The organism is Buchananella hordeovulneris (assembly GCF_001907235.1).
GTDB classification, from domain to species: Bacteria; Actinomycetota; Actinomycetes; order Actinomycetales; family Actinomycetaceae; genus Buchananella; species Buchananella hordeovulneris.
The window spans coordinates 194,759-216,912 of sequence record NZ_MQVS01000002.1 but is presented as its reverse complement, the minus strand read 5'-3'; the positions used below and the strand labels follow the sequence as shown (position 1 = coordinate 216,912).

The 22,154-nt window shown below is 66.2% G+C and carries 22 protein-coding genes and 1 riboswitch; of the genes, 15 read left to right on the top strand and 7 right to left on the bottom strand.

Going from position 1 to position 22,154, the window contains the following annotated elements; translation table 11 throughout:
- The first annotated feature begins 4 nt into the window (after nt 1-4).
- Together BSZ40_RS02820 and BSZ40_RS02815 are read left to right on the top strand one after the other, a co-directional pair.
- Nucleotides 5-2,047 carry a primosomal protein N' family DNA-binding protein gene (locus tag BSZ40_RS02820; protein WP_084542564.1) on the top strand — a complete coding sequence of 681 codons (2,043 nt, stop codon included), beginning with the start codon at nt 5-7 and terminating at the stop codon, nt 2,045-2,047.
- A gap of 9 nt (nt 2,048-2,056) precedes the next feature.
- The gene (locus tag BSZ40_RS02815) at nt 2,057-2,659 is read left to right on the top strand and encodes an HAD family hydrolase (protein ID WP_073823104.1); all 603 of its coding nucleotides are present in this window, start codon (nt 2,057-2,059) and stop codon (nt 2,657-2,659) included.
- On the opposite strand, the gene BSZ40_RS02810 is transcribed toward BSZ40_RS02815, so the two are convergent.
- Nucleotides 2,656-3,540, bottom strand: coding sequence for an ion transporter (locus BSZ40_RS02810; protein ID WP_073823102.1), 885 nt, complete (start codon nt 3,538-3,540; stop codon nt 2,656-2,658). The two genes, BSZ40_RS02815 and BSZ40_RS02810, sit on opposite strands and share 4 nt — an antisense overlap.
- A 92-nt stretch (nt 3,541-3,632) precedes the next feature.
- On the opposite strand from BSZ40_RS02810, the gene fmt reads away from it, so the two are divergent.
- The 11 genes from fmt (at nt 3,633) to BSZ40_RS02755 (ending at nt 16,993) form a co-directional block, all read left to right on the top strand.
- Nucleotides 3,633-4,571 carry a methionyl-tRNA formyltransferase gene (gene fmt, locus BSZ40_RS02805; protein WP_073823100.1) on the top strand — a complete coding sequence of 313 codons (939 nt, stop codon included), beginning with the start codon at nt 3,633-3,635 and terminating at the stop codon, nt 4,569-4,571.
- Nucleotides 4,572-6,107 (top strand): RsmB/NOP family class I SAM-dependent RNA methyltransferase, encoded by a 1,536-nt coding sequence (locus tag BSZ40_RS02800; RefSeq protein WP_073823098.1) that lies wholly within the window; start codon nt 4,572-4,574, stop codon nt 6,105-6,107.
- Nucleotides 6,104-6,766 (top strand): ribulose-phosphate 3-epimerase, encoded by a 663-nt coding sequence (gene rpe / locus BSZ40_RS02795; protein WP_073823096.1) that lies wholly within the window; start codon nt 6,104-6,106, stop codon nt 6,764-6,766. Before BSZ40_RS02800 ends, rpe begins: the two co-directional genes overlap by 4 nt.
- 17 nt (nt 6,767-6,783) lie before the next feature.
- Nucleotides 6,784-6,905, top strand: a riboswitch (FMN riboswitch).
- A 60-nt stretch (nt 6,906-6,965) separates the two neighbouring features.
- A complete protein-coding gene (locus tag BSZ40_RS02790; RefSeq protein WP_281246629.1) occupies nt 6,966-7,766 on the top strand; it encodes an ABC transporter permease in 801 nt (266 codons plus the stop codon).
- Nucleotides 7,766-8,722, top strand: coding sequence for an ABC transporter substrate-binding protein (locus BSZ40_RS02785; RefSeq protein WP_073823094.1), 957 nt, complete (start codon nt 7,766-7,768; stop codon nt 8,720-8,722). Before BSZ40_RS02790 ends, BSZ40_RS02785 begins: the two co-directional genes overlap by 1 nt.
- 40 nt (nt 8,723-8,762) lie before the next feature.
- Complete coding sequence (locus tag BSZ40_RS02780; protein ID WP_073823092.1) at nt 8,763-9,023, top strand: phosphoribosyl-ATP diphosphatase; 261 nt, start codon at nt 8,763-8,765, stop codon at nt 9,021-9,023.
- Between the two features lie 3 nt (nt 9,024-9,026).
- Nucleotides 9,027-9,875 (top strand): ATP phosphoribosyltransferase, encoded by an 849-nt coding sequence (gene hisG, locus BSZ40_RS02775; RefSeq protein WP_073823295.1) that lies wholly within the window; start codon nt 9,027-9,029, stop codon nt 9,873-9,875.
- A gap of 45 nt (nt 9,876-9,920) precedes the next feature.
- Nucleotides 9,921-11,846: a WYL domain-containing protein gene (locus BSZ40_RS02770; protein WP_073823090.1), complete on the top strand. Its 1,926-nt coding sequence runs from the start codon at nt 9,921-9,923 to the stop codon at nt 11,844-11,846.
- A 93-nt stretch (nt 11,847-11,939) separates the two neighbouring features.
- Nucleotides 11,940-14,624 (top strand): DEAD/DEAH box helicase, encoded by a 2,685-nt coding sequence (locus tag BSZ40_RS02765; protein WP_073823088.1) that lies wholly within the window; start codon nt 11,940-11,942, stop codon nt 14,622-14,624.
- Entirely contained in the window at nt 14,609-16,243 is a 1,635-nt protein-coding gene (lnt, locus tag BSZ40_RS02760; RefSeq protein WP_073823086.1) for an apolipoprotein N-acyltransferase, read from the top strand. Before BSZ40_RS02765 ends, lnt begins: the two co-directional genes overlap by 16 nt.
- A gap of 3 nt (nt 16,244-16,246) precedes the next feature.
- Complete coding sequence (locus BSZ40_RS02755) at nt 16,247-16,993, top strand: polyprenol monophosphomannose synthase (protein ID WP_073823084.1); 747 nt, start codon at nt 16,247-16,249, stop codon at nt 16,991-16,993.
- 47 nt (nt 16,994-17,040) lie between these two features.
- Here the strand turns inward: BSZ40_RS02755 and BSZ40_RS02750 are convergent, their stop codons facing one another.
- Entirely contained in the window at nt 17,041-17,391 is a 351-nt protein-coding gene (locus BSZ40_RS02750) for an RNA polymerase-binding protein RbpA (protein ID WP_073823082.1), read from the bottom strand.
- Nucleotides 17,392-17,669: 278 nt separating this feature from the next.
- Between BSZ40_RS02750 and BSZ40_RS02745 the strand changes: the two genes are divergently transcribed.
- Together BSZ40_RS02745 and BSZ40_RS02740 are read left to right on the top strand one after the other, a co-directional pair.
- Nucleotides 17,670-18,263 (top strand): biotin transporter BioY, encoded by a 594-nt coding sequence (locus BSZ40_RS02745; RefSeq protein ID WP_073823080.1) that lies wholly within the window; start codon nt 17,670-17,672, stop codon nt 18,261-18,263.
- Between the two features lie 12 nt (nt 18,264-18,275).
- Complete coding sequence (locus BSZ40_RS02740; RefSeq protein WP_073823078.1) at nt 18,276-19,025, top strand: alpha/beta hydrolase; 750 nt, start codon at nt 18,276-18,278, stop codon at nt 19,023-19,025.
- Between the two features lie 123 nt (nt 19,026-19,148).
- On the opposite strand, the gene BSZ40_RS02735 is transcribed toward BSZ40_RS02740, so the two are convergent.
- The 5 genes from BSZ40_RS02735 to BSZ40_RS02715 all read right to left on the bottom strand — a co-directional run bounded on the left by BSZ40_RS02735 (nt 19,149) and on the right by BSZ40_RS02715 (nt 22,132).
- Nucleotides 19,149-19,667, bottom strand: coding sequence for a MerR family transcriptional regulator (locus tag BSZ40_RS02735; protein ID WP_073823076.1), 519 nt, complete (start codon nt 19,665-19,667; stop codon nt 19,149-19,151).
- Nucleotides 19,668-19,834: 167 nt separating this feature from the next.
- Complete coding sequence (gene ftsR / locus BSZ40_RS02730) at nt 19,835-20,590, bottom strand: transcriptional regulator FtsR (RefSeq protein WP_073823074.1); 756 nt, start codon at nt 20,588-20,590, stop codon at nt 19,835-19,837.
- Nucleotides 20,587-21,036 (bottom strand): FHA domain-containing protein, encoded by a 450-nt coding sequence (locus BSZ40_RS02725; RefSeq protein WP_073823072.1) that lies wholly within the window; start codon nt 21,034-21,036, stop codon nt 20,587-20,589. Before BSZ40_RS02725 ends, ftsR begins: the two co-directional genes overlap by 4 nt.
- Nucleotides 21,037-21,101: 65 nt before the next feature.
- Entirely contained in the window at nt 21,102-21,803 is a 702-nt protein-coding gene (locus BSZ40_RS02720; RefSeq protein WP_073823070.1) for a DUF881 domain-containing protein, read from the bottom strand.
- A complete protein-coding gene (locus BSZ40_RS02715; protein ID WP_073823068.1) occupies nt 21,800-22,132 on the bottom strand; it encodes a small basic family protein in 333 nt (110 codons plus the stop codon). Before BSZ40_RS02715 ends, BSZ40_RS02720 begins: the two co-directional genes overlap by 4 nt.
- Between the last annotated feature and the right edge of the window lie 22 nt (nt 22,133-22,154).

Sequence of the window (22,154 nt, the reverse complement as noted above, 5' to 3'; positions counted from 1 at the left end):
CGCCGTGGGCGGCGAGCAAGGCACCCTGCTAGATCTCCCACCCGAGCGCGAGGTGGAAATTGCCGGTGACGTGCCCGAGCCTGTGGCCCGGGTCCTGCTCGACGTGCCACTGCCACACCTGAACCAGACATTTGACTATCTAGTACCCGGTGACTTGGCGGACCTCGCGCAACCGGGGGTGCGGGTGAAAGTGAGGTTAGCCGGACGCCTGGTCGGTGGCTACTTAGCGGAACGTGCCAGCACCTCGGCCTACCGCAAACTCACGCCCCTGCACAAGGTAGTTTCGCCGGTTCCGGTACTAACTGCTCCGGTGCGCCGCTTGGTGCAGGCGGTGGCAGCCCGGCAGGCGGGCGCGGTGGCTGACGTGCTCCGGCATGCCATCGTTCCGCGGCACGCGCGGGCCGAGAAAGCTCACTGGCAGAGCCCGCCCGCCCAGCCCGGTCTGCCCAGTCAGCCACTGCCCACCGCCCCCTTTGACCGCTATCGGGCTGGCGGAGCCTTCTGGGAGCACCTGCAGGCCGGGCACCGGCCGCGCGCAGTGTGGTGCGCGTTGCCTACGGCCGGGCAGCAGGAGGGCAGCTGCCCGGCGGTGGCAGGCTGGGCCAGCCCGCTGATCGCGGCCTGCTTGGCGCAGCGCGCGCTCGGGAAAGGCGCGATAGTCGTGGTGCCAACCAGTCGCCACCTGGAGCAGCTAGTGGCAGCCTGGCGGCACACCCCCGGCACCGAGACTGTCCAACTGGCGCTCTGGCGGGAGGCTGAGCCCGCCCGGCGGTACACCGAGTTCTTGCGTGTGCTGCGAGGCGAGGCCCGAGTGGTCTTCGGCCTGCGTTCCGCCGTCTTCGCGCCGGTGACTGACTTGGGGCTCATAGCGGTGTGGGACGACGGCGACGACCGGCTCGCCGAACCAAGTGCCCCGTACCACCACGCGCGCACCGTTGCTTTGCAACGGGCGCAACTGGAGGACACCGCGCTCATCCTGGGGGGCTACGCCTGCAGTGTGGAGGCCTACGCCGTTGCCGCCAGCGGTTGGGCGCACCTACTGCAGGCAGACCGCCCCGCGGTGCGCGCCTGCCTGGCCCAGGTGCGGGTGCTAGACAGCCACGATGTGGCCCAGGCTGGGCCTGCCGGCGCCGCCCGCATCCCTCCCGCCGCCCACCGGGTGATCGCCGCCGGGCTAGAACACGGTCCCGTGCTGGTGCAGACCGCCCGCGCCGGTCACATTGACGCGCTCGCGTGCGCAAAGTGTGGGCAGGCAGCGCGGTGCCAGCAGTGCCAGGGCCCCTTACGGCCCGGGGTCCCGCCCCATTCAGCTCAGCAGCTGCAATGTGGCTGGTGCCAGCGGCCTGCCACTGCCCCCAGCTGCCCGACCTGCGGGGGGCAGTCCTGGCGGTGGCGGCAGATCGGGGCGCTACGCACCGGGGAAGAACTCGGGCGAGCATTTCCGGGTATCCGGGTGTTGGTCTCGGGCACCCGGGCGGCCGGGGGAGTCGTCGAACAAGTGGACGACCGTCCGACCCTGGTAGTTGCCACTCCCGGGGCTGAGCCGTACGCGCGCGGCGGCTACCGCGCCGTCGTCATTCTGGATACCGCCTACACTGCTGCCCGCCCCGAACTGTGGGCACCGGGCGAGGCGGTGCGGCGCTGGTGCAACGCGGCCACGTTGGCGGCTGCCGACGGCACAGTGCTGCTGACAGCCGGGGCGCCAACCGTACTCACCCAAGCACTGGTGCGCTGGGACCCGGTCGGTTTCGCCCGCCACCTACACGCCGAACGGGTTGAACTTGGCTACCCGCCAGCGGTGCGGATGGCGCGCCTCGACGGTGAGAGTTCGCAGGTGCGGCAGGCCCTATCCGAGCTGCGGCTCCCGGCAGGGGCCGAGGTGTTGGGGCCAAGCGAGCTACCGGAGGGACAGGCGCGGGCTGCGGTGCGGGCTCCTGCCGCCCAAGGTGCTGCTCTGTCGGCCGCGCTGGGCGAGATGGTCGGGGTGCGGTCCGCGCGGCGAAAACCTGTTGTTGCGGTGCGCGTTGATCCGAGTGAACTGTGGTGAGATGGACAGATGATCGACACTGTCATCTTCGACTTCGGGGGCGTGCTGCTGACGTGGGACCCCGTCCCCGCCGTGGTTCCGCCCTTTACGCTGGCGCAATGGGACGAGTTTTGCCGCGAGGTCGATTGGCCGCGGTTTAACGCCGAGCAGGACGCCGGGCGCTCCGTGGCGGAGGCCCGCGCCTGGTTGGCAACGCATCACCCCCAGTGGGAGGCGGTCTACCGGCAGTACACAGATAATTTTCCGGCTTCCCTCACGGGCACTATCGCGGGGGCGGGGGAGCTGGTGGCCGAGCTGCACGCCGCCGGGGTGGCACTGTACGGCCTGACGAACTGGCCCGCGGAGCACTTTCCGTACGCGGCCGTCGCCCAACCTGCTATCAACCTGCTGCGGGACGTAGTGGTCTCCGGGCAGGTGGGCTTGGCCAAGCCGGATCCTCGTATTTTCGCGCTGGCGCGGGACCGGTTCGCGGTGGAGCCGCAACGTACCGCCTATATCGACGACGTGCCCGCCAATGTGCGGGCGGCCGCCGATTGTGGTTTTGCGGCCGTGCAGTTTACGGACGTGCCGCAGGTGCGGGCCCGCCTGCGGGAACTAGGGTTAGCTGTTTAGTCCGAGGCCGCGCGCTCGGCCGTGTGTGCCGCCAGGAGCTCCTTGATCTCGCGCAGTTCCTGGCGCAGCTGCAGCAGTTCGTGGTCCGTGTCGAACAAGTTGATTTCCCTCGCCTCGGGCCGCTCGACGACGGGAGTGGGGTCGGAGACAGTCCCCGCCTCGGTCGAAGACAGGTTGGACATGGCGTCCACGATGACAGCTACGAATAGGTTCAGCATGACGAAGGCCGAGCTCATGATGAACGGGACGAAGAAAGCCCACGCGTACGGGTAGTGCTCCATCACTGGGCGGACGATGCCCATCGACCAGCTCTCCAGCGTCATGATCTGGAACAGGGAATAGCAGGAGCGCCCCACAGTGCCGAACCACTCCGGAAAATCCTTGCCAAACAGCGTGGTGGCCATGACTGACCCGACGTAGAAGACGATCCCCATCAGGGCGGCTATCGCACCAATGCCGGGAATGGCCTGGATTATCGCGGCGGCAATGCGCCGCAGCTGCGGCATACGATTGACCAGGCGAAAGACTCGCAGCACCCGCAAGGCCCGCAACACAGCGAACTGGCCCGCAGCGGGCACCAATGCGATGGCAACGACGAGGAAGTCAAAGACATTCCAGCCGTCGCGGAAGAACCGCGGACCGAGGGCGTACATCTTGGCCACGAGTTCAACGATGAAGATAGCCAGCGCAATGTGCTCCAGGGCGTAGAGCACTCCACCCCAGCTGGCCACCAGTCGCTCGGAAGTGTGGAGCCCCATGGTGATGGCGTTGACGATGATGACGCCAACGATGAAAGACTGCACGGGGGTGGACAGGGTGAACTCTCCCACGCGGCGGCGCAGACCGTGGGCGTGGGGGTTGGGAGGCCAGGGTTCAGCCATAGATGGTTCCTTCAAGGTGGGTGGTGAGGTTAACGGTGCCTCATCCAGCGCGCGCTGCACGCCAGCTCTTGGCAGGCACGTAACCTTGACATATGCGTCTAATATTCGCAGGAACTCCTGCACCGGCGGTAACCGTTTTACGTTCGCTTTTGGATTCATCTCACGAAGTGGTTGCCGTCTTGACACGGGCGCCCGCGCGGGCGGGCCGCGGGCGGAAGTTGCAGCCGTCGGGGGTGGAGGAACTGGCCCGTAGTCGAGGCATCGAGGTGCTCACCCCCAGCAGCCTGCGCGACGCGGCAGTGGCTGCCCGCCTAGCGGAGCTGGCACCGGACGCGATCCCGACCGTGGCCTACGGTCGCCTGGTGCCGCCAGAGCTGCTGGAGATCGCTCCGCACGGCTGGATTAACGTGCATTTTTCTCTGCTGCCCGCCTGGCGCGGGGCGGCACCTGTGCAGCGGGCCCTCATGGCCGGCGACGAGGTCGGCGGCGTCAGCGTCTTTCGGATTGACGAGGGACTGGACACTGGTCCGGTGTTTGGGACGGCTACACGGGCGTTCGCCCCGCGTGAGACCGCAGGCCAGGCGCTGGAGGCGCTGGCCGACGTTGGGGCGCAGCTGCTCGGGCAGGTGCTGGCGGGTCTGGAGGCCGGACGGGTAGTGGCAGTAGCGCAAGAAACAGATGGAGTCAGTCTGGCCCCGCGCCTGACCGTGGAGGACGCCCAGGTCCGATTTGCCGCTCCAGCGCTAGCCATCGACCGCCTGATTCGGGCAGTTACCCCCGCTCCAGGAGCGTGGACCACGTGGGCTGGGGCCCGGCTAAAACTAGGGCCGGTCGAGTTAGAGCCAACGGTGAGGGACTTAGCCCCCGGGCAGCTGTGGGCGGATAAGAAGCGGGTGTTGGTAGGGACCGGTAGCCATGCCGTCCGCCTGGGGCTAGTAGCACCCGCAGGCAAGGCAATGATGCAGGCTGACGCTTGGGCCCGGGGGGCGCGCTTGCAGCCCGGTGCGCTGCTCGGCGGGGAGGAAAACTAGATGAGTTACGTGAAGAAACGCCACAGCGTGGATCCAGCCCGTGCGGCCGCTTTAGACGTCTTGCAAGCCGTCAGCACTCAAGATGCCTACGCCAACATTGAACTGCCCAAGCTGCTGCGGCAGCGCCGGTTACGACCCTTGGACGCCGCGTTCGCGACGGAGCTCACCTACGGCACGCTGCGGATGCAAGGCAAGTACGATGCTTTGATCGCCTGCTCGGCGACGCGGCCACTGGACCAACTGGACCCGCTCGTGGCGAACCTGTTGCGCTTGGGGGCCCACCAGCTGCTGACTTTGCAGATTGCTCCCTATGCTGCGGTCTCGGAGACGGTGGCACTGGCCCGCACCGTGACCAGCGACGGGCCCGCGCGCATGGTAAACGCGGTGTTGCGGCGGCTCGCGGAAAAAACACCTGAGCAGTGGGACGAAGAGCTGGCACAGCAGCCGGATGAGACAGCCCGCCGCGCGGCCAGTACCAGTCACCCGGAGTGGATTGTGCGCGCGCTCACGCAGGCCCTCACAGCCAACGGCCGGGCGGCTGCCGACATAGATGAGGTGTTGGCCGCCAACAATGCCGCCCCTCAGTTGGCGCTAGTGGCTCGTCCGGGCCTTAGTGAACCCGCTGAGCTGGCCGCGGAGGCCGCGGCGTCAGGCGACGCTGCAGCCACCTCGGGGCGGGTGAGTCCCTACGCGGTGCTCGTTGAGCGCGGTGACCCGGGCGCCCTGGCGGCGGTGCGCAGCGGGGCCGCCGCCGCCCAGGATGAGGGCAGTCAGCTGGTGGCCGCGCTACTGGCCGCCGCGCCGCTGAACGGGCCAGACGCTAACTGGTTGGATTTGTGCGCCGGGCCAGGCGGAAAAACTGGCCTGCTGGCAGCGTTGGCAGCGGCGCGGGGGGCGCACGTGCTGGCCAATGAGGTCACCGAACATCGAGCCGAGCTAGTGCGGCAAACAACGGCACTGCTCGACAACGTCACAGTGCGGGACGGGGACGGGCGCGCCGTGCCCGCCGAGTTCGCTGCCCACTTCGACCGCACGCTGGTTGATGTGCCATGCTCCGGTTTGGGGTCCCTGCGCCGCCGCCCAGAGGCTCGTTGGCGTCGTCAACCGCGAGATTTGGCGGCCCTGGCGCCCCTGCAGCGAGAACTCTTGGCAGCTGCCATCGCCGCCACCCGGCCCGGCGGTCTGGTGGCCTACGCGACGTGTTCCCCGCACATCGCCGAAACGCACGTGGTAATAAATGACGCGTTGGCGGGCGGGCAAGTCGAGCTGGTGGACGCTAGCGCGGTGGCACGCACGGTGGTCAGCTGGATTGAACCGTTGGCGTGCGGCACCGCACGCGGGCAATTGGCTGGTTCCGGGCGAGCTACCCGAGCCGAGCAGGAAGAGAACGGTCAGTCCCCCGCCCGGCAGGGCAACACCATCCCGCCACAGGTGGTACACGATTTTGGGGCCGGTCCGTTCGTCCAACTGTGGCCCGATCTGCACGGCACGGACGCCATGTTTGTGGCCCTGCTGCAGGTGAAGGAGGAAGTATGAGCGTCACCATCAGCCCCTCTATCCTGAACGCCAATCCGCTGGAGTTTGGGCGGGAGCTAGCGAAGATCGCTAACGCTGACTTTGCGCACGTCGACGTTATGGACAACCATTTTGTGCCCAATTTGACGTGGGGACTGCCGTTGGCGCAGGCCATCGTCGATGCGGGCATCTTGCCGGTCGACGCGCACCTGATGATCGCTGACCCGGACCGCTGGGCGCCGGCCTACGCGGAAGTCGGATGTGCGTCAGTGACCTTTCACGCGGAGGCGGCGCAAGCCCCAATTCGGTTGGCGCGCGAGTTGCGGCGCCTGGGAGCGAAGGCGGGGTTGGGGCTACGGCCAGCCACAGGGGTAGAACCTTTCCTGGACCTGCTGCCTGAATTCGACATGTTGTTGGTGATGACGGTGGAGCCCGGCTTTGGCGGGCAGAGTTTCTTGGAGTCGATGCTGCCCAAGATTGCCCAGGCCCGGGCCGCGATTGACGCAGCCGGTTTGGAGATTGGGCTGCAGGTAGACGGCGGAGTTTCGCGGGCCACGATCGAACGCGCCGCCGAGGCGGGGGCCGATGTCTTTGTGGCGGGTTCGGCCGTCTATCAGGCCGCCGACGCCTATGCCGAGGTCGAGGCGCTGCGGGAAATGGCGATGCAGCACCACCACTAAATGCTAAGGTGGGGCCTGCGTGCTCCGGGGTCGGTGTAAGTCCGAACCGGCGGTGATAGTCCGCGACCCGCGTATCTGCGCGGTTGACCTGGTGGAATTCCAGGACCGACGGTGAAAGTCCGGATGGGAGGTGGCACGGCGACGGTTGGCGCGTGCGCGTCGGCCGCCTGCTGCCTACCCCCGGAGGGGAAGGGCAGCTGTGGATAAGGCGATCGCGCGGTCCCGCGTGCACCGGTGGAAGCAGTGGCTGCCCGCCTGGGTGCTGCTGGGGCTGCTATTGACGCTCTGGCTAATCGTGACCACCTGGCGGTTGGTGCCGCCTTTTGTCCTGCCGCCCCCGCAGGCGGTGGGCCAGCGGCTGGCGGAGGGCGTGGCGAGCGGCCTGCTGCCCCGCATGGCGGCCACCACCCTGGCAGAGGCAGGCTTGGGGTGCGTGGGCGCGGTGGTGCTCGGCGTGCCGCTGGCTTACGCCGTGTTTCGGTGGCGGATGGTCGATCGGGCGCTCAGCCCCTACATCGCGGCCTCTCAAGCTATCCCTGCCATCGCTTTGGCGCCGCTGCTGGTGCTGTGGGTGGGCTACGGACTGGCGCCAATCGTCGTACTGACCACCCTGATGGTGTTCTTCCCGGTGTTTGTGGCGACCTTGCACGCGCTGCGATCCGTGGATCGCGACGTGTTGGATGCTGCCCGGCTAGATGGGGCGGGGCCACGCCAGCTGTTGCGTTACATCTACGCCCCGATGGCCTTGCCTGGCTTCCTGGCTGGGCTGCGGGCAGGTCTGCCGCTGTCCATCACCGGTGCCGTGGTCGGCGAATTCGTGATGGGGGGCCAAGGGCTGGGACTGCTGCTTAGCGTGCAGCGGGAAAATGCCAACACCGCGGGCCTGTTCGCCACCATCAGCGTGCTTGGCGCCTTGGCGGCACTCATCTATCTGTTGGTAGCGCAGGTTGAGCGGCGCAGCCGCACCGTGCGCGCTTTGCGTTCCTGGGAGGTTATGTGATGAAGAAGCAACTGGCAGGGCTGGCGGTCGCTTTGCTGCTTTTGAGCGGTTGCAGCGAGGGTGAGGACAGCACCGAGGTGACTGTGGGCCTGACCTTCACCCCTAACGTCCAGTTTGCCCCGGCGTACGTGGCCGCCGAGGAGCAGTTGTTCACGGAGGCGGGGGTGTCGGCCAAGCTGCGGCACCACGGTGCCAACGAGAGCCTGTTCGGGGCGCTCCTAGACGGCACCGAGGATCTAGTGATTGCGGGCGCCGACGAAGCCGCCGTAGCGCGGGCGGGAGGCGCAGATTTGGTGGTGGTGGGGCCCTACTATGCCACCCACCCGACGGCGCTCATCGCGCGGGCGGACGCCCAGGTGGCCAGCCCAGCAGACCTACGCGGCAAGCGCATCGGCATTCCCGGCCCGTATGGCGAGAACTACTTCGCGTTGCAGCACGTGTTGCAGGAGGCCGGATTGAACGACAGTGATGTCGACGTCAAGCACATTGGCTTCACGCAGGTGGCGGCACTGGCCACCAATGAGGTTGACGCCGTCATCGGTTTTGCCAACAACGAACCGGTGCAGGCCGCGGCACAGGGAGTGGAAGTGACGGTCCTGCCACTGGGAGAACGCTTGCCGCTGGTGGGAGCCAGCCTGGTCACGACAGAGCGGGCGCTGGCCAGCAAGGGGCCGCAGATTCGCGCCGCGGTGGCGGCCCTGGCGCTGGGCCGCGAGCGCACGGTGCACGACCCGGACTTGGCGTTGCGGGCAACTGCCACGTACGTGCCGGAGTTGGCGGCCAGTGACGCCCAGGAGGCGGCTAAGCGCACGCTGACCCAAACCTTGCCCCTGTGGGCCGAGGTGGACTACCCGGTGTTGGCGGCCAAGGAAACCGAGATGGCGGATTTTTTGGCGAACATTGGGGCGGTGGAGGAGGCCAGCCAGGTGAAGGGGCTTTTCTCACTAGGCGAATAGGGGCCGGGCTGGGCAGGGCGGTCTTCGTTAGGGTGGAGCCATGACGTTTGAGGAACTTTTTGCCGATCTGAGTGCCAAGGTGGTGGCCGGCACGCCCGGTTCGCGCACGGTGGAGGAGCACGCGAAGGGCGTGCATTTCATCGGCAAGAAGATCGTGGAGGAAGCTGCCGAGGTGTGGATGGCGTGCGAGCACGAGTCGCAGGAGGCCGCCGCCTTGGAGATTTCGCAGTTGCTCTACCACGTCCAGGTGATGATGATTGCCAAGGGTTTGAGCCTGGCAGACGTGTACCGGAAGTTCTGAGTGATGTTGCGTATCGCTGTTCCCAATAAGGGGGCGCTTTCTGAGGCCGCCATTTCGTTGCTGAAGGAAGCGGGTTACCGCACGTGTCGGCAGGGGCGGGAGCTGGTGCTGACGGATCAGAGCAACGACGTGGAGTTGTTTTTCTTGCGTCCCCGTGACATCGCGGTGTACGTGGGACAGGGGACCGTGCACGTGGGCATTACGGGCAGGGACCTGTTGCACGACACCGCCGAGACCGCGGCGGTGGAGCATCGGGCGCTACGTTTTGGGGCGGCGACGTTCCGGTTCGCGGGCCCGGTGGGACGTTACGCGACGGTGGGTGACCTGGCGGGGGCGCGCATCGCCACCAGCTACGACGTGCTGGTGCGGCGGTACCTGGAACAGCAGGGGGTCAGCGCCACTGTGGTGCACCTAGATGGGGCGGTCGAGTCCTCGGTGCAGTTGGGGGTGGCCGACGCGGTGGCCGACGTGGTGGAGACCGGGGCGACGTTGAAGGCAGCGGGGCTAGAGGTCTTTGGCGAGCCCTTGTTGCACAGTGAGGCGGTGCTCATCACGCGACCGTCCTGGCAGGACCATCCGGCGGTGCGGCGGCTGGATCGGCGGATCCAGGGGGTGTTGGTGGCGCGCGAATATGTGCTCGTCGATTACGACATCCCGGCCGGGCAGTTGGAGCAGGCGGTGGCCATTACGCCGGGGTTGCAGTCGCCGACCGTGGCTGATTTGCACGATCCGCGCTGGAAGGCGGTGCGGTCTATGGTGCGGCAGGCTGAGGTGAACACCATCCTGGATCGGCTGGAGGAAGTGGGGGCCCGCGGCATTATCGTGACCGATATTTTGGCCTGCCGACTGTAGTGGCGGTGATGACGGCCGGGGCATAGGCCACCTAGGATCGGTCAGGTGAGTAATCCCCCCACCGCCGATAAAGTATCTGAACGGCAGATGGACCTATTGATTGCCTTGGTCCATGCCCCGCAGCCGCTGAGCCGTGCTGAAATCCTCACGCAGGTGGCGGGCTACGATCTGTCGGCTGACCCGCGAGCCGTGACACAAATGTTCGAACGGGACAAGGCCGCACTGCGAGATATCGGGGTGCCGCTGGTGGTGACGACTGCTGCCACGCACGGCGATGATCAGCGCTACTCAATTGATCCGGATTCTTACGCGCTGGTCGACCTAGCGCTTAGTCCGGTGCAGGCCAGTGTGGTGGCGATCGCTGCGGGTTTGTGGCGGCAGACTGACTTGGACGAGGTGGCAGGCCGGGGGCTAACGAAGCTGCGGGCGGTGGTGGAATCCGACGCCGGGGGTTGGCGCAGCGCCTTGCCTGCCCTGGGCGGGGGTGCCGAGCCGGCCCTCATGGCGCTCATACCCGCCATTGACGCCCGGCTGGTGGTGGAGTTTTCTTACCGGGGGAGTCGGGATGAGCGGCCGAGCCGCCGTCTGGTTGAGCCGTGGCTGGTTTCCCCCCGGGCAGGGGCCTGGTATCTGCTGGGTTACGACCGGCAGCGCGGCGAGCAGCGCACCTACCGGTTGTCCCGGATCGTGGGCGAGGTAAAGCAGCTGGAGCAGCAGGCATCGCAGCGGCGCCCGCAGCGGCTGCCGTCGCTGGCGGCCCAGGGGCAGCAGGTGACGGTGCAGGTGCGGCTCGCCGCTAATCAGGGGCGCGGGTTGCAGCTGCGCGCGGTTGCGAGCTGGACGCAAGGACCGGACACGTTCCTGACCTTCGCCGATGATTTTGGCCTGCGGGAGGAGCTGGCGGCGCTCGGGGCGGCGGCTCAGGTGCTGGCCCCGCCGGAGTTGGCGGCGGACGTGGCGCGGTCCCACCGGCAGTTGCTGGCTGCGCCGAGCTTGCCGGTCAGCCTCACCCCGCCCCCACTTAGGCGGCAGCGGCGGAAGGCCACGGCCCGCCTGACCCGCATGTTGGCGCTGGTGGCGTATTTGGAGCGGCACGTCGAGGTGCCGGTGGCGCAGGCGGCCGCCCATTTCGGGGTGAGCGAGGCCGAAATTCTTCGAGATGTCTCGACGTTGTTTGTCTCTGGGCGGCCGGGCTATCTACCGGATGACTTACTCGACTTCGATGTCGATGCTGCCGAACGGCGCACTTTGCGCCTGGTGGAGGCGCAGGGTATGGGCACTCCGCTGCGGTTGACGGCCACCGAGGCAGCGACGCTAGTGATTGCTCTGCGGGTGCTGGCCGCACTGGCTCCCGGACCGGAGGTGGAGGAAACCTTGTCCCGGTTGCAGGAGGCCGTTGGGCAGGCCAGCGGTGATAAAGACGCCGTGCGGCCGCCGACCGCCCCCCAGGTTCCGACGAGTGTTTATTTGCAGGCCATTGCTGCCGGGCACGGGGTGGAGATTGACTACGTGGATGCGCTCGGGCAGCCCAGTCGCCGCGTGGTTGTGCCCCGGAGTTTGAGTACCGCCGGGACGGCCACATACTTGGAGGCGTACTGCACCTTCTCGCGCGCCCCGCGCTGCTTCCGACTGGACCGGATCGCAGCAGCCCGGGCCGTCGGCCCGGTGACCGTCCCGGCCCACCCCCCAGCTGCCTCTGCTTCCGCCACCGCTAGGGTGGCCCTCGGGCTGACGGAGGCGGGGGCCTGGATAGGGGAGCTGGAACACGTGGAGGTACAAGGCGAGACCTACATCGCCACCGGCTATTCCCCGACCTGGTTGGCGCACTGGATGTTAGGCATCGGGACGTTTGTAACTTCGCTCACCCCACTGGATGCGGGCGGGGCGGAGGCGCTTTCCCTAGCCCGGGCCGCAGCCGGGGCCTACTTGGAGGCCCAGAAGGGTCTGCAGGCCGCCGCCGCACACCCCTAGGGGCTGCGGCTCCGAGGGGCGCTGTGGCCGCAAGTCTGCACCGAGCGGGCAGGTGCGCCGCCGCCGGGGGACAGGGGATATTACGCTGGCGCTATGACTTCCCACGCAGCCAACTACGCCGCCGCCAAGGCACGGGCGGCGTTTGCCCGCAGCGAGGCGGCGCGATTCGCCGCCGGGTTCGAGTTTGAGCTCGACGACTTCCAGCTCCAGGGCTGCCAGGCCCTGGAGGCCGGGCGAGGCGTCTTGGTGGCAGCCCCCACGGGGGCAGGCAAGACCGTAGTCGGCGAATTCGCTGTGCACCTGGCCCTTGCGCAGGGGGTGCGCGTTTTCTACACCACCCCTATCAAGGCGCTGTCCAACCAAAAGTATGCTGACCTGGTGGCCCGCTACGGGGCGCAGAAGATTGGTTTGCTCACCGGTGACAGTGCAATTAATGGCGATGCGCCCGTCGTGGTGATGACCACCGAGGTGTTGCGCAATATGCTCTACGCCAACTCGCGGGCAGTGGACAATCTCGGTTTTGTGATTATGGACGAGGTGCATTATTTGGCCGATCGTTTCCGCGGGCCGGTGTGGGAGGAAGTGATCATCCACCTGCCCGAGCGGGTCCAAATCGTCTCCCTGTCCGCCACTGTCTCCAATGCCGAAGAATTCGGGCAGTGGTTGGCCGAAGTACGGGGCGACACTGAAGTCGTGGTCAGCGAGCTGCGGCCCGTGCCCTTGTGGCAACACATGGCGGTGGGTACCAAACTCTATGATCTCTACTCCCACCGAGCCAGTGCGAAGCAAAATCCCCTCAACCCCGCCTTGCTGTCGGCTTACACGCGGGCCTTCCCCTCCGTGGGGCGGGGCGGTTTGCGACGGGCTGTCGGCGGTCGTTATCAGCGCAGCGAACTCATCACCGAACTAGACAACTTGGGGCTGTTGCCCGCGATAGTTTTTGTTTTCTCCCGGGCGGGGTGTGACGCCGCTGTCGAGCAGCTGTTAGCCGCCGGGGTGCGCCTAACCAACAAGAGCGAACGGGCCCTAATTGACCAGCACTTGCAGGCCGCCGTAGCCAGTCTGCCGACGGCGGACCTCGCCGTCGTAGGCTTCGACAGCTTCGCTGCTGCCTTGCGGGAAGGCATCGCCCCTCACCACGCGGGCCTGCTGCCGGTCTTCAAGGAAACGGTGGAACGACTCTTTTCCGCGGGAGCGATCAAGGTGGTTTTTGCCACCGAAACCCTCGCCCTGGGAATAAATATGCCAGCGCGCACCGTGGTTATTGAGTCGCTGCGCAAATGGGATGGTTCGGCGCATGTGCAGCTATCAGCGGGGGAGTACACCCAACTGACGGGCCGGGCCGGGCGGCGCGGGATAGACGTTGAGGGGCACGCCGTGGTGGTGGCCCGCAGCGAAACCAAACCTGAGCTCGTCTCCCAGCTGGCTTCTCGTCGCACCTACCCGTTGCGCAGTGCTTTTCACCCAACTTTCAATATGGCGGTGAATCTGCTCAGTAAGCTCACCCGGGAGCAGGCCCGAGCTGTGCTGCGGCAGTCGTTTGCCCAATTCCAGGCCGACAGGTCCGTGGTGGGGGTAGCCCGGCAGGTACGCACCCACGAGCAGGTTATGGCCGAGCATGCTGACGCTATGGTTTGCCACCTGGGGGACTTTGGGGAATACGCGCTGTTGCGGCAAAAGTTGGCCGATGCGGAAAAGGCCGCGTCTCGGCAGCGGTCGTTGGCGGTGCGGAAGCAAGCTGCTGACTCGTTGCGCCAAGCGCGGCGTGGGGACGTCGTCCAGTTCCGGCACGCCCGCCGGGAGAGCCTAGGGGTGGTGTTGGCGCACACGGAGACGCGCGAGGGGAACAGCCTGCTGCAGGTGGTCACCGAGGATGCGCGTCTCAAGCGGTTGGGGCTCATTGAATGTCCGGCTGGAGTGCAGGTGGTTGGTCGAGTGCGGGTACCGCGCGGCACGTCAGGTCGTCGCCCCCAGGAGCGTCGTGACCTGGCGGCGGCGGCACGGGAGCTGCGCCGCAGCACCGCCCTGCACAAACGGCAGCTCTCGGCGGAGAACGACAACCGCATTGTGGAGCTGCGAGCCCAACTGCGGGCGCATCCCTGCCACGGGTGTGGCGAACGGGAAGTGCATGCCCGCCGAGCCCGCCAGTGGGTCCGCGCCCGGGTGGAACGCGACCGGCTGTTGGCTAATGTGGAGGCGCGTACCGGTGGCATCGTGGGACAGTTCGACCAGGTCTGTGCCGTGTTGCAGGACTTTGACTATCTCGACCAGGCGGGGCAGGTTACTGCTGCCGGGCAGATGCTTGCCCGCATCTACGGGGAGCGCGATCTGCTGATCGCCGAGTGCCTGCGCGCGGGAATTTGGGAGGATTTGGAGGCTGCCGAACTGGCGGCTGTGGTTTCCAGCTGCGTTTTCGAGGCCCGGGCGCAAGAGATGCGCCCCGGCCCGGTGCCGCCGCGGGCCACCGCTGCGCTGAAGGCAACCGCGGCTAAAGCCCGACAGGTGGCGACCACCTGCGTCTCCCACGGACTACAGCCCCCGGAGCTGATCGATGACGGTATTGCCCACGCCGTCTGGCGGTGGGCGCAGGGCGCCAACCTGGCCCAATGTCTGGCGCAAAGCGAAGTCACCCCCGGCGATTTCGTCCGCTGGGTCAAGCAGGTGCTGGACCTCTTGGAGCAACTGGTAAACGCCGCCCCGACCCCGGAGCTGTCGGAGCGAGCCTGGCAGGCTGTGCGGGCCTTGCGGCGTGGAGTGGTGGCATGGTCCGGGCTGTAGGCCGTTTCCTCCTGCTGTTACTAGCTGCGCTTACGGGGGGCGGCTTGCTGGCTTTGGGACACGAGCCGGTGGCCTGCTGGCCGGCGGCGCTGCTAGGGGCGGGCCTGCTTGGCTCGCTGCTGGTACGGTTGCGTCCCGGGACGGCGGCCCTCCTGGGACTGGTAGCAGGCCTAGCTTTCTACTTACCGCTCCTGCGTTTCATCGAAGTCTCCCTCAACACCACCTGGGTGTGGTTGGTGCTCGGCCTACTCGAGGCCAGTTTCGTGGCCGTGGGCGGGGCGGTGGCCGCTGCGGTACTCGGTCCGGTTGCTTTGCCGCTGGCACGCCTACCCGCCCGCAAACGGGCGCACGCCGCAGTGGGTGCCTTGCCACTGCTAGGGCGGGGGAGCCTGGTGGCGGTGGGCTGGGCCGTGCTGTGGACGGCTAGTGACTTGGCTCGCTCCCACTTTCCTTTTGGTGGTTTTCCCTGGGGCAACCTGGCCTACACCCAGGTAGATTCGCCCCTGCTGCGGTACGTACCGTGGATCTCGGCGGTGGGTTTGACCGGTCTAGTGGTGCTGTTGGGCACCTTTGTCAGCGAGGCCGCCGTGGCCTTGGTGGGGCGGCGCCGCAGTGGGGTGATGCTGTTGGGGGTCCTGGTGTGCCTGGTGCTTCCCATTCCAAGTTTCGGTACGCAACCGATGACGGGGGAACTGGAGGTGGCAGCCGTTCAGGGCAACGTGGCGCGTCCGGGGTTGGACGCATTCTCGCGCGCTAGTGAGGTGACCACCAATCACATGGCGGGCACGCTGGCCGCTTCGGCGCGCGCCCGGCAGGCCGGTATCCAGATCGACATTGTGTTGTGGCCCGAGAACGCTGCCGATCTTGATCCCCGGGCCTACCCGGAGATAGAGGCGTTGGTGGATCAGGCGGTCCACGACGTCAACGCCCCCATCGTGGTCGGTGCCGTGCGCTACGAAAAGACCGCCACCGGGCGGGTGCGCTACAACGAGCTGGTGGTGCGCACCGTGGAGAAAAACTACGGGCAGCGCTACACGAAGCAACGTCCTGCCCCTTTTGCGGAGTACTTGCCGTTACGGGGCCTGGTGACGTCCTTGACCTCACTGTCTAACCTGTTAACGGTGGACATGCTGCCTGGCCGCGCGCCCGCCGTACTGGCAGTGCCTGCGCGTTCCTTGGGACGGGAGGTCAAACTGGGGGTAGGGATCTGCTTCGAGGTAGGGGTAGATCAGGTGATGCGGCAGGCGGCCGCGGGCGAGCTGCTCGTCATTCCTACGAACAACGCGACGTTTGGGTGGACCAGCGAGGCGGAGCAACAGCTGGCCATGACCCGTCTCCGCGCGGCCGAGCTCTCTCGCGCCGGGGTGCAGGTCTCCACGGTGGGCGTTTCGGGGATCATCGATCCGGAAGGTCAATTGCTGCAGGCGACGGAGCTATTTACTGCCGACACCATGCTGGCGCGCCTGCCGCTGCGGACAGTGGTAACGCCCGCCGTGTGGGTGGGGCCGTGGGTCGAGCGGGCGGTAGGCGCCATCGGTGGGTTGTGTGTTTTAGGCCTGGGTGTCCGCGCACTACAATCGAGGTGGAAAAAACGCGAGGAAGCGGCACAAGGGGAGTAAGTAATGAGAGTCTTGGTGTGCATTCCCACCTACAACGAGATGGAGTCCTTGCCGGGAGTGTTGGCCCGGTTGCGGGCTGCAGTGCCCGAAGCCCATGTCTTGATAGCTGACGACGCTAGCCCTGACGGCACCGGGCAGTGGGCGGACGAGCGCGCCAGCGAAGACGAACACATCCATGTCCTGCACCGCACCCAGAAGGAAGGGCTCGGGCCAGCCTATTTGGCGGCGTTCCGGTGGGGACTGGAGCACGGCTATGACCTGCTGTGTGAGATGGATGCCGACGGTTCACACCGCCCCGAGCAGCTGGCGTTGTTGCTACACCGGGCGCAGGCCCCCGACGCGCCAGACCTGGTGATTGGTTCCCGCTGGGTCCGCGGCGGGGGGACGGTGGGGTGGCCCCTGCACCGCAAACTCTTGTCACGCGGCGGCTCTCTGTGGACCGAGTTCTGGCTCGGCATGGGCGTGCGGGACGCCACGGCCGGCTTCCGGGTTTACCGGGCAGACCTGTTGCGCCGTCTCAACTTGGCCTCGGTCGAATCGGCGGGCTACTGCTTCCAGATCGACATGACGCGACGCGTCGACCAGATCGGCGGTTCGATCGCCGAGGTACCGATCAGCTTCGTTGAACGCGCTCAGGGTGTGTCCAAGATGAGCGGATCTATTGTCACCGAGGCGCTCGCACGCACCGCGAAGTGGGGCCTGGCTAAACGGAAGAGCCAGCTGCAAGCCCTGCTGGCCCGGCGCCGCTAACTATTTTGGGGGGCGCTACAAGCGCCCCCCAAAATAGTTAGCCACGGCTAGGCCGAGCGTCGCCGCATTTCACCGGAGCGCAGCAGCGCCAGGCGCTCTTCTAGCAGCGCCTCGAGTTCCTCAATGGAACGGCGCTCAAGCAACATGTCCCAGTGGGTGCGCGTCGGCTTAGCCGGTTTCTCCGGCTCGGGCACCTGTCCACCCACCAGGAATGCCTGCTCGCCACACTTGCAGTCCCACACCTGGGGGATCTCGGCGTCGTCAGCGAAAGGGACCAGGGTGGTGTGCCCTTCTGGGCACTGGTACTCGTGCCGCACCCGGGGGGCAAAGGCCACGCCTTCTTCGGACTCAAGGCTGTAGGCACCAATCTTCATGCCGCGTAACGCACGTTCCGCCATGATTCCTCCTGTTTCTCCGCCTTTGTTCGCACCTTGCTGATAGCAGCCACGGCTACCGGGCGACCCTTGTCCCGTCACCATACCGTTATAAACTCAGCGCGCCTCGAAGCTACCAGCCGTTTATGAACGTAACCTGCACGTTATGTGCGTTTATTTTGAGTGAAAGATGGTGATTTTTGCTTCAAGCGGTCGTTTTGGAGGATTAGTACAAAGAGGTGGTGGGGATGCGGGCGGTGGCGGCAGGCGGCCCGGCGGGGGAGAGGTGGCATTCTGAGGGCATGTCCACTCTTGTACTGCGGCCGGTTCTGGCCGACATTTTCTCCCCGCGCCTACGCGTTTCTGGCCAGGCGCGGCAACTACTGTTGATCGCTTTTGGCACCTTGTTCATCACCGTGGTGGGGCAGGTAAAGATCCCGTTGCCGGGCACCCCAGTGCCGTTGACGCTCGGAACTTTTGCGGTTTTGCTGGTAGGGGCGACGCTGGGCCCGGCGCGGGGTGCGGCGGCGGTGGCCAGCTACGTGGCGCTGGGGGCCGCCGGGGTACCAGTATTCGCCGGATTTGGTTTCGGCCTGGGTGGGCCGACCACCGGTTACCTGCTCGGCTACCTGCCCGCCGCCGTGTTGCTGGGAGTGGCGGCTCGCCGGGGCTGGGATCGGCACGCGGGCCTGCTGGTCGTAGCCTTCGCCGCGGCATCAGCTGTCATTTACGTGGGGGGCGTGTCCTGGCTGTTGGTGCTCGGCAGTGATCTGCGCTCCGCGCTCATGGCCGGAGTAGTGCCCTTCCTGGTCGGAGACGCGTTAAAGGCCGCTGCCGTCGCAGGTCTGTTGCCGGGTGCCTGGCTGGCTGTTCGGTGCTTCGAGGAGCGGGCCTGAGATAATCGGCGCATGGCCCTTTTGACCGGCGAGTGGTACTCGCAAGCTTTGGCGATGCAAACATCCGTCTGCGTCCTGCAGCCGCAGGACCAGGCGGATTTTGCTGCCCCGCCCGCGGTGCTTTTTCTGTTCCACGGCCTGGGAGATTCCGCCTTTGGCTGGCTGCGGCGCAGCCGCCTCGAACGCTACCTGACCGGGCGCAATATTGCGGTGGTGATGCCCGAGGTTGGGCGGTCTTTCTACGCCAATGAGGTCGGCGGGTTGCGCTTCGGGGATTATGTCAGATCGGATCTGCTGCCGCTGACGCGACGAGTCTTGGGGCTGACCTGCGAGCCGGAGCGCACCGCGGTGGCGGGACTGTCCATGGGAGGTTACGGGGCCATGGCGTGGGCGCTGGCTGCGCCAGAGCAGTTCCGGGCGGCTGGTTCATTTGGCGGTTCGCTCGACGTCGCCCGCCGCTGGCGGGAGCCCAGCGGCACCGAACAGCGACGGGTGTTTGGTGCCGAGCCTCTAGAGGGGCGGGCGGCGGATTTGTTGGCGCAGTTGGCACGCGTATCCGAGCCTGCGAATTATCCCGCGCTGTATGTGGCGTGCGGAACTGAGGACTCGCATCTGGCGGCAGCCAAGCGGTTCGCGGCCGCCGCACAGGCGGCGGGCTTGGACGTTACGCAGCGTTACGGGCCTGGCGGGCACGACTGGGACGTGTGGGATCGGGATATTGCCGCGTTCCTGGCGTGGCTGGAGAGCCACTGCCGCTGGTAACTAGCCAATGTCCGATAATGTACATTATGACAAAAGAAGAGCGACCTAGGCCCCCACGGCACCGCTAGGTGTTCTCCCCTATCAACACTTTGGCCCCGGGGATGTCCGGGGCCAAAGCAGGTTTCAGGAGGCGTTGCGGCGCGCCCTGCGCGCCGCCAGCTCATCTACCACCGGCGCCACCGCCTCCTCGTCCCGCTCGGTAGGTAACTGTGCCAAAGTGCCCTCAATCTCGCGCCACACGCGGCCGACGGCTATCCCAAAGACTCCCTGCCCGCCTTGCACCAAGTCGATAACCTCCGAAGCACTGGTGCACTCGTAGACCGAGGCACCATCGCTCATCAGGGTGATGCCAGAGAGGTCCTCCACGCCCCTTTCTGCCAGGTGGGAGATGGCGGTACGGATCTGCTGCAGTGAAACGCCGGAATCAAGCAGTCGCTTCACCACCTTCAACACCAGGATGTCGCGGAAGGAGTACAGTCGCTGCGAGCCGGAGCCCTTCGCGCCCCGCACCGAGGGCTCGACTAGCCCGGTGCGCGCCCAATAGTCCAGCTGCCGGTAGGTAATGCCGGCTGCCTGGCAGGCAATCGGGCCGCGATAGCCAGTGGCGTCGTCGACGTGCGCGACGGGGTCGCCAAAAAGCATCGGCTGGTTCCACCGGCTGCCTGCGTCGTGGGAGGGCGTGTCCACGGGCTGCTCCGTTCGTGCGTTTGATACGGTCACTGAGTCAAAGCTAGGACGACCTATCGGACACGTCAACGAGACACACGGGACCGCTAACCCTCAAGCTGAGGTTGAGACCGGCACGTGACCTAGTGGCCCGTCTGCGCGCGCACCAAGGCCGCGAAAAGTGCGGCAAATACCTCAGCCATTTCCGCCCCACGGGCCCTGCCCCGCTCGCGTCCGGCGCCGGAGTTGTGCGCCGTTATCGGAGCCACCGCCCGTTCAATGGTCTCGGCCGCGTGCTCAGCAGATTTGCGCAGCGGCAGCAGATGGCGCGGCTCTATGCCGTAGCGGCCCAACAACAACAGTTGCTGGACTATTTCTATGCTGCGTCCTTGCAGGCGGCCGCGGCGATCTGGTTCGAGCAGGCGCGCGGCCAGCATCGCCTCCAGCTCGGCGTCCGTGGCACCGGTCAGCTCAGCGATATCCCGCAGGCCGATGGAATCGTCCGGGTTGGGACGCACCAACTCTCCCTCCGACGCCACCACGCGGGCGACCCGCGGTACCTCGGCGGGGCGGCCTGCATCCAGCTCATGCAGTCGGTTGAGTATTTCCTTCAACGGCATGAAGGAATCGCGCTGGGCGGCCAACGTGAAGCGGATACGGGCAACGTCGGTCTGCGAGTAGCGACGGTAGCGGGCGCCGGTGCGGTGCGGTGTGACTATCCCCTTCTCCCCCAGGAAACGGAGTTTGGACTGGGTGAGGGTGGGGAATTCGGCACTGACCATCGCAACGACTTCTCCGATGGAGTAGACCGGTTCGTCCGATGCGTCGAAAGGCCACTGGCCTTTGGGCTCAGGGAGGGCAGCGTGGGAGGAGACAGGACGCGCAGCGCCGCGAGTCACTGGGCCGCAGGGCGGTTCGGGCTGGCCACGAAGGTGAGTCGATACTTGCCGATCTGCACCTCGTCACCGCTACGCAGAGCGCACCGGTCGATCCGCTCTCGGTTGACGTAAGTGCCGTTGAGCGAGCCGGAGTCGCGTACCTCGAAACCGGTGGGCGTGGCGTGGAACTCGGCGTGGCGCCGAGAGACGGTGACGTCGTCCAAGAAGATGTCGGCTGCTGGCCGACGTCCGGCCGTGGTCAGTTCCGCGTCCAGGAGGAAGCGGGCCCCCACGTTCGGGCCACGCTGCACGATCAGCAACGCCGAGCGCGGCGGCAAAGCGGCCACGGCTGCCCGGTCATCCGCGTTCAATGGTTGCGGCGTCAGCACATCGTCCGCAACAGGGTCAGCAATGATCGCCCCGAGCTGCTGCGTGATGCTCGGGTCCATGTACGGCTGGTCGTTCATCGCGAGATCCCCCTCCGTTGAATCACAAATGCTCCCTCATCCTATAAGGCCCCACGGTGTGCGGTCTATGCCGATTTGTTATCTTTCGGCACCACCTGAGCATACTGGGGCGCGGGCGCTTCGATGACAGCAGTGATGTCCACTGACTCAGACTCCGTGACGGTGATCGCTGCGTTGAGTGCCTTGACCTGCGCCGTCGCGCCGCCAGGAATCGCCAAGGCTACAGATAGCGTCTCCGGGTTGCCAATTGCCCGCACTATCAGTGGGGAAGATACCGGTGTGCCGTTGACGATTAGGCTCTGGCCTTCGCGTTTCACCCACGAGGTGGCGGTGATCCGGATGTCGTTGACCTCAATGGACTCGGCGCCTGCGTTGCGTAGTTCCTCGAAGAGCGTGACCATGACGGAGGATGTCAAAGCATTGTGGTCGTCAACAATCCGCACCACCACGCCCGGTCCAGTGGCGGGCAAGGTCCCCGCCAGGATGCCGTTGATGCGCGCCTGCTCCTCGGCCGCCGCGCGGGCCGCTGCCGAGGAATCCGCCCCGGCCCGCAGGTTGCCCAACTCGGCGCGCAGCTCAATCTCTTCAGCAGCCAACTCGTCGTTCCGAGTGGTTAGTTCGTCCAGGTAACGCACGAGGTCGTCCTGCCGCATGGAGCTGAAAGGGTTGTCTTCCTGCTGCCGCATCTGGGTGATGAGCCCGAAACCTAGCACCGCTGCCACCACGCCAACCGCTACCGTGCCCCGGGTGACCCGTACCTTGTTCATGCCTTGAATACCTGACGGCGAATGGCGGCAGCGTTGGTGAAGATGCGGATGCCAAGCACGACGACGATGGCAGTAGTCATCTGTGAGCCCACCCCCAGGCGGTCGCCGAGGAAGACGATCAGGCCCGCCACCACCACGTTGAAGACGAAGGAGGTGACAAATACGCGGTCGGAGAAGTTACCGTCAAAGTAGGCTCGCAGTCCCCCAAACGCCGCATCCAGGGCCGCAACCACCGCGATCGGCAGGTACGGGGTCAAAACGGCAGGGATGTCCGGGGTGATGACCACTCCCAGCACCACACCCAGTACTAGACCAATCAAAGCGAGCACTGTTCCTCCTTCGCTCCCCCAG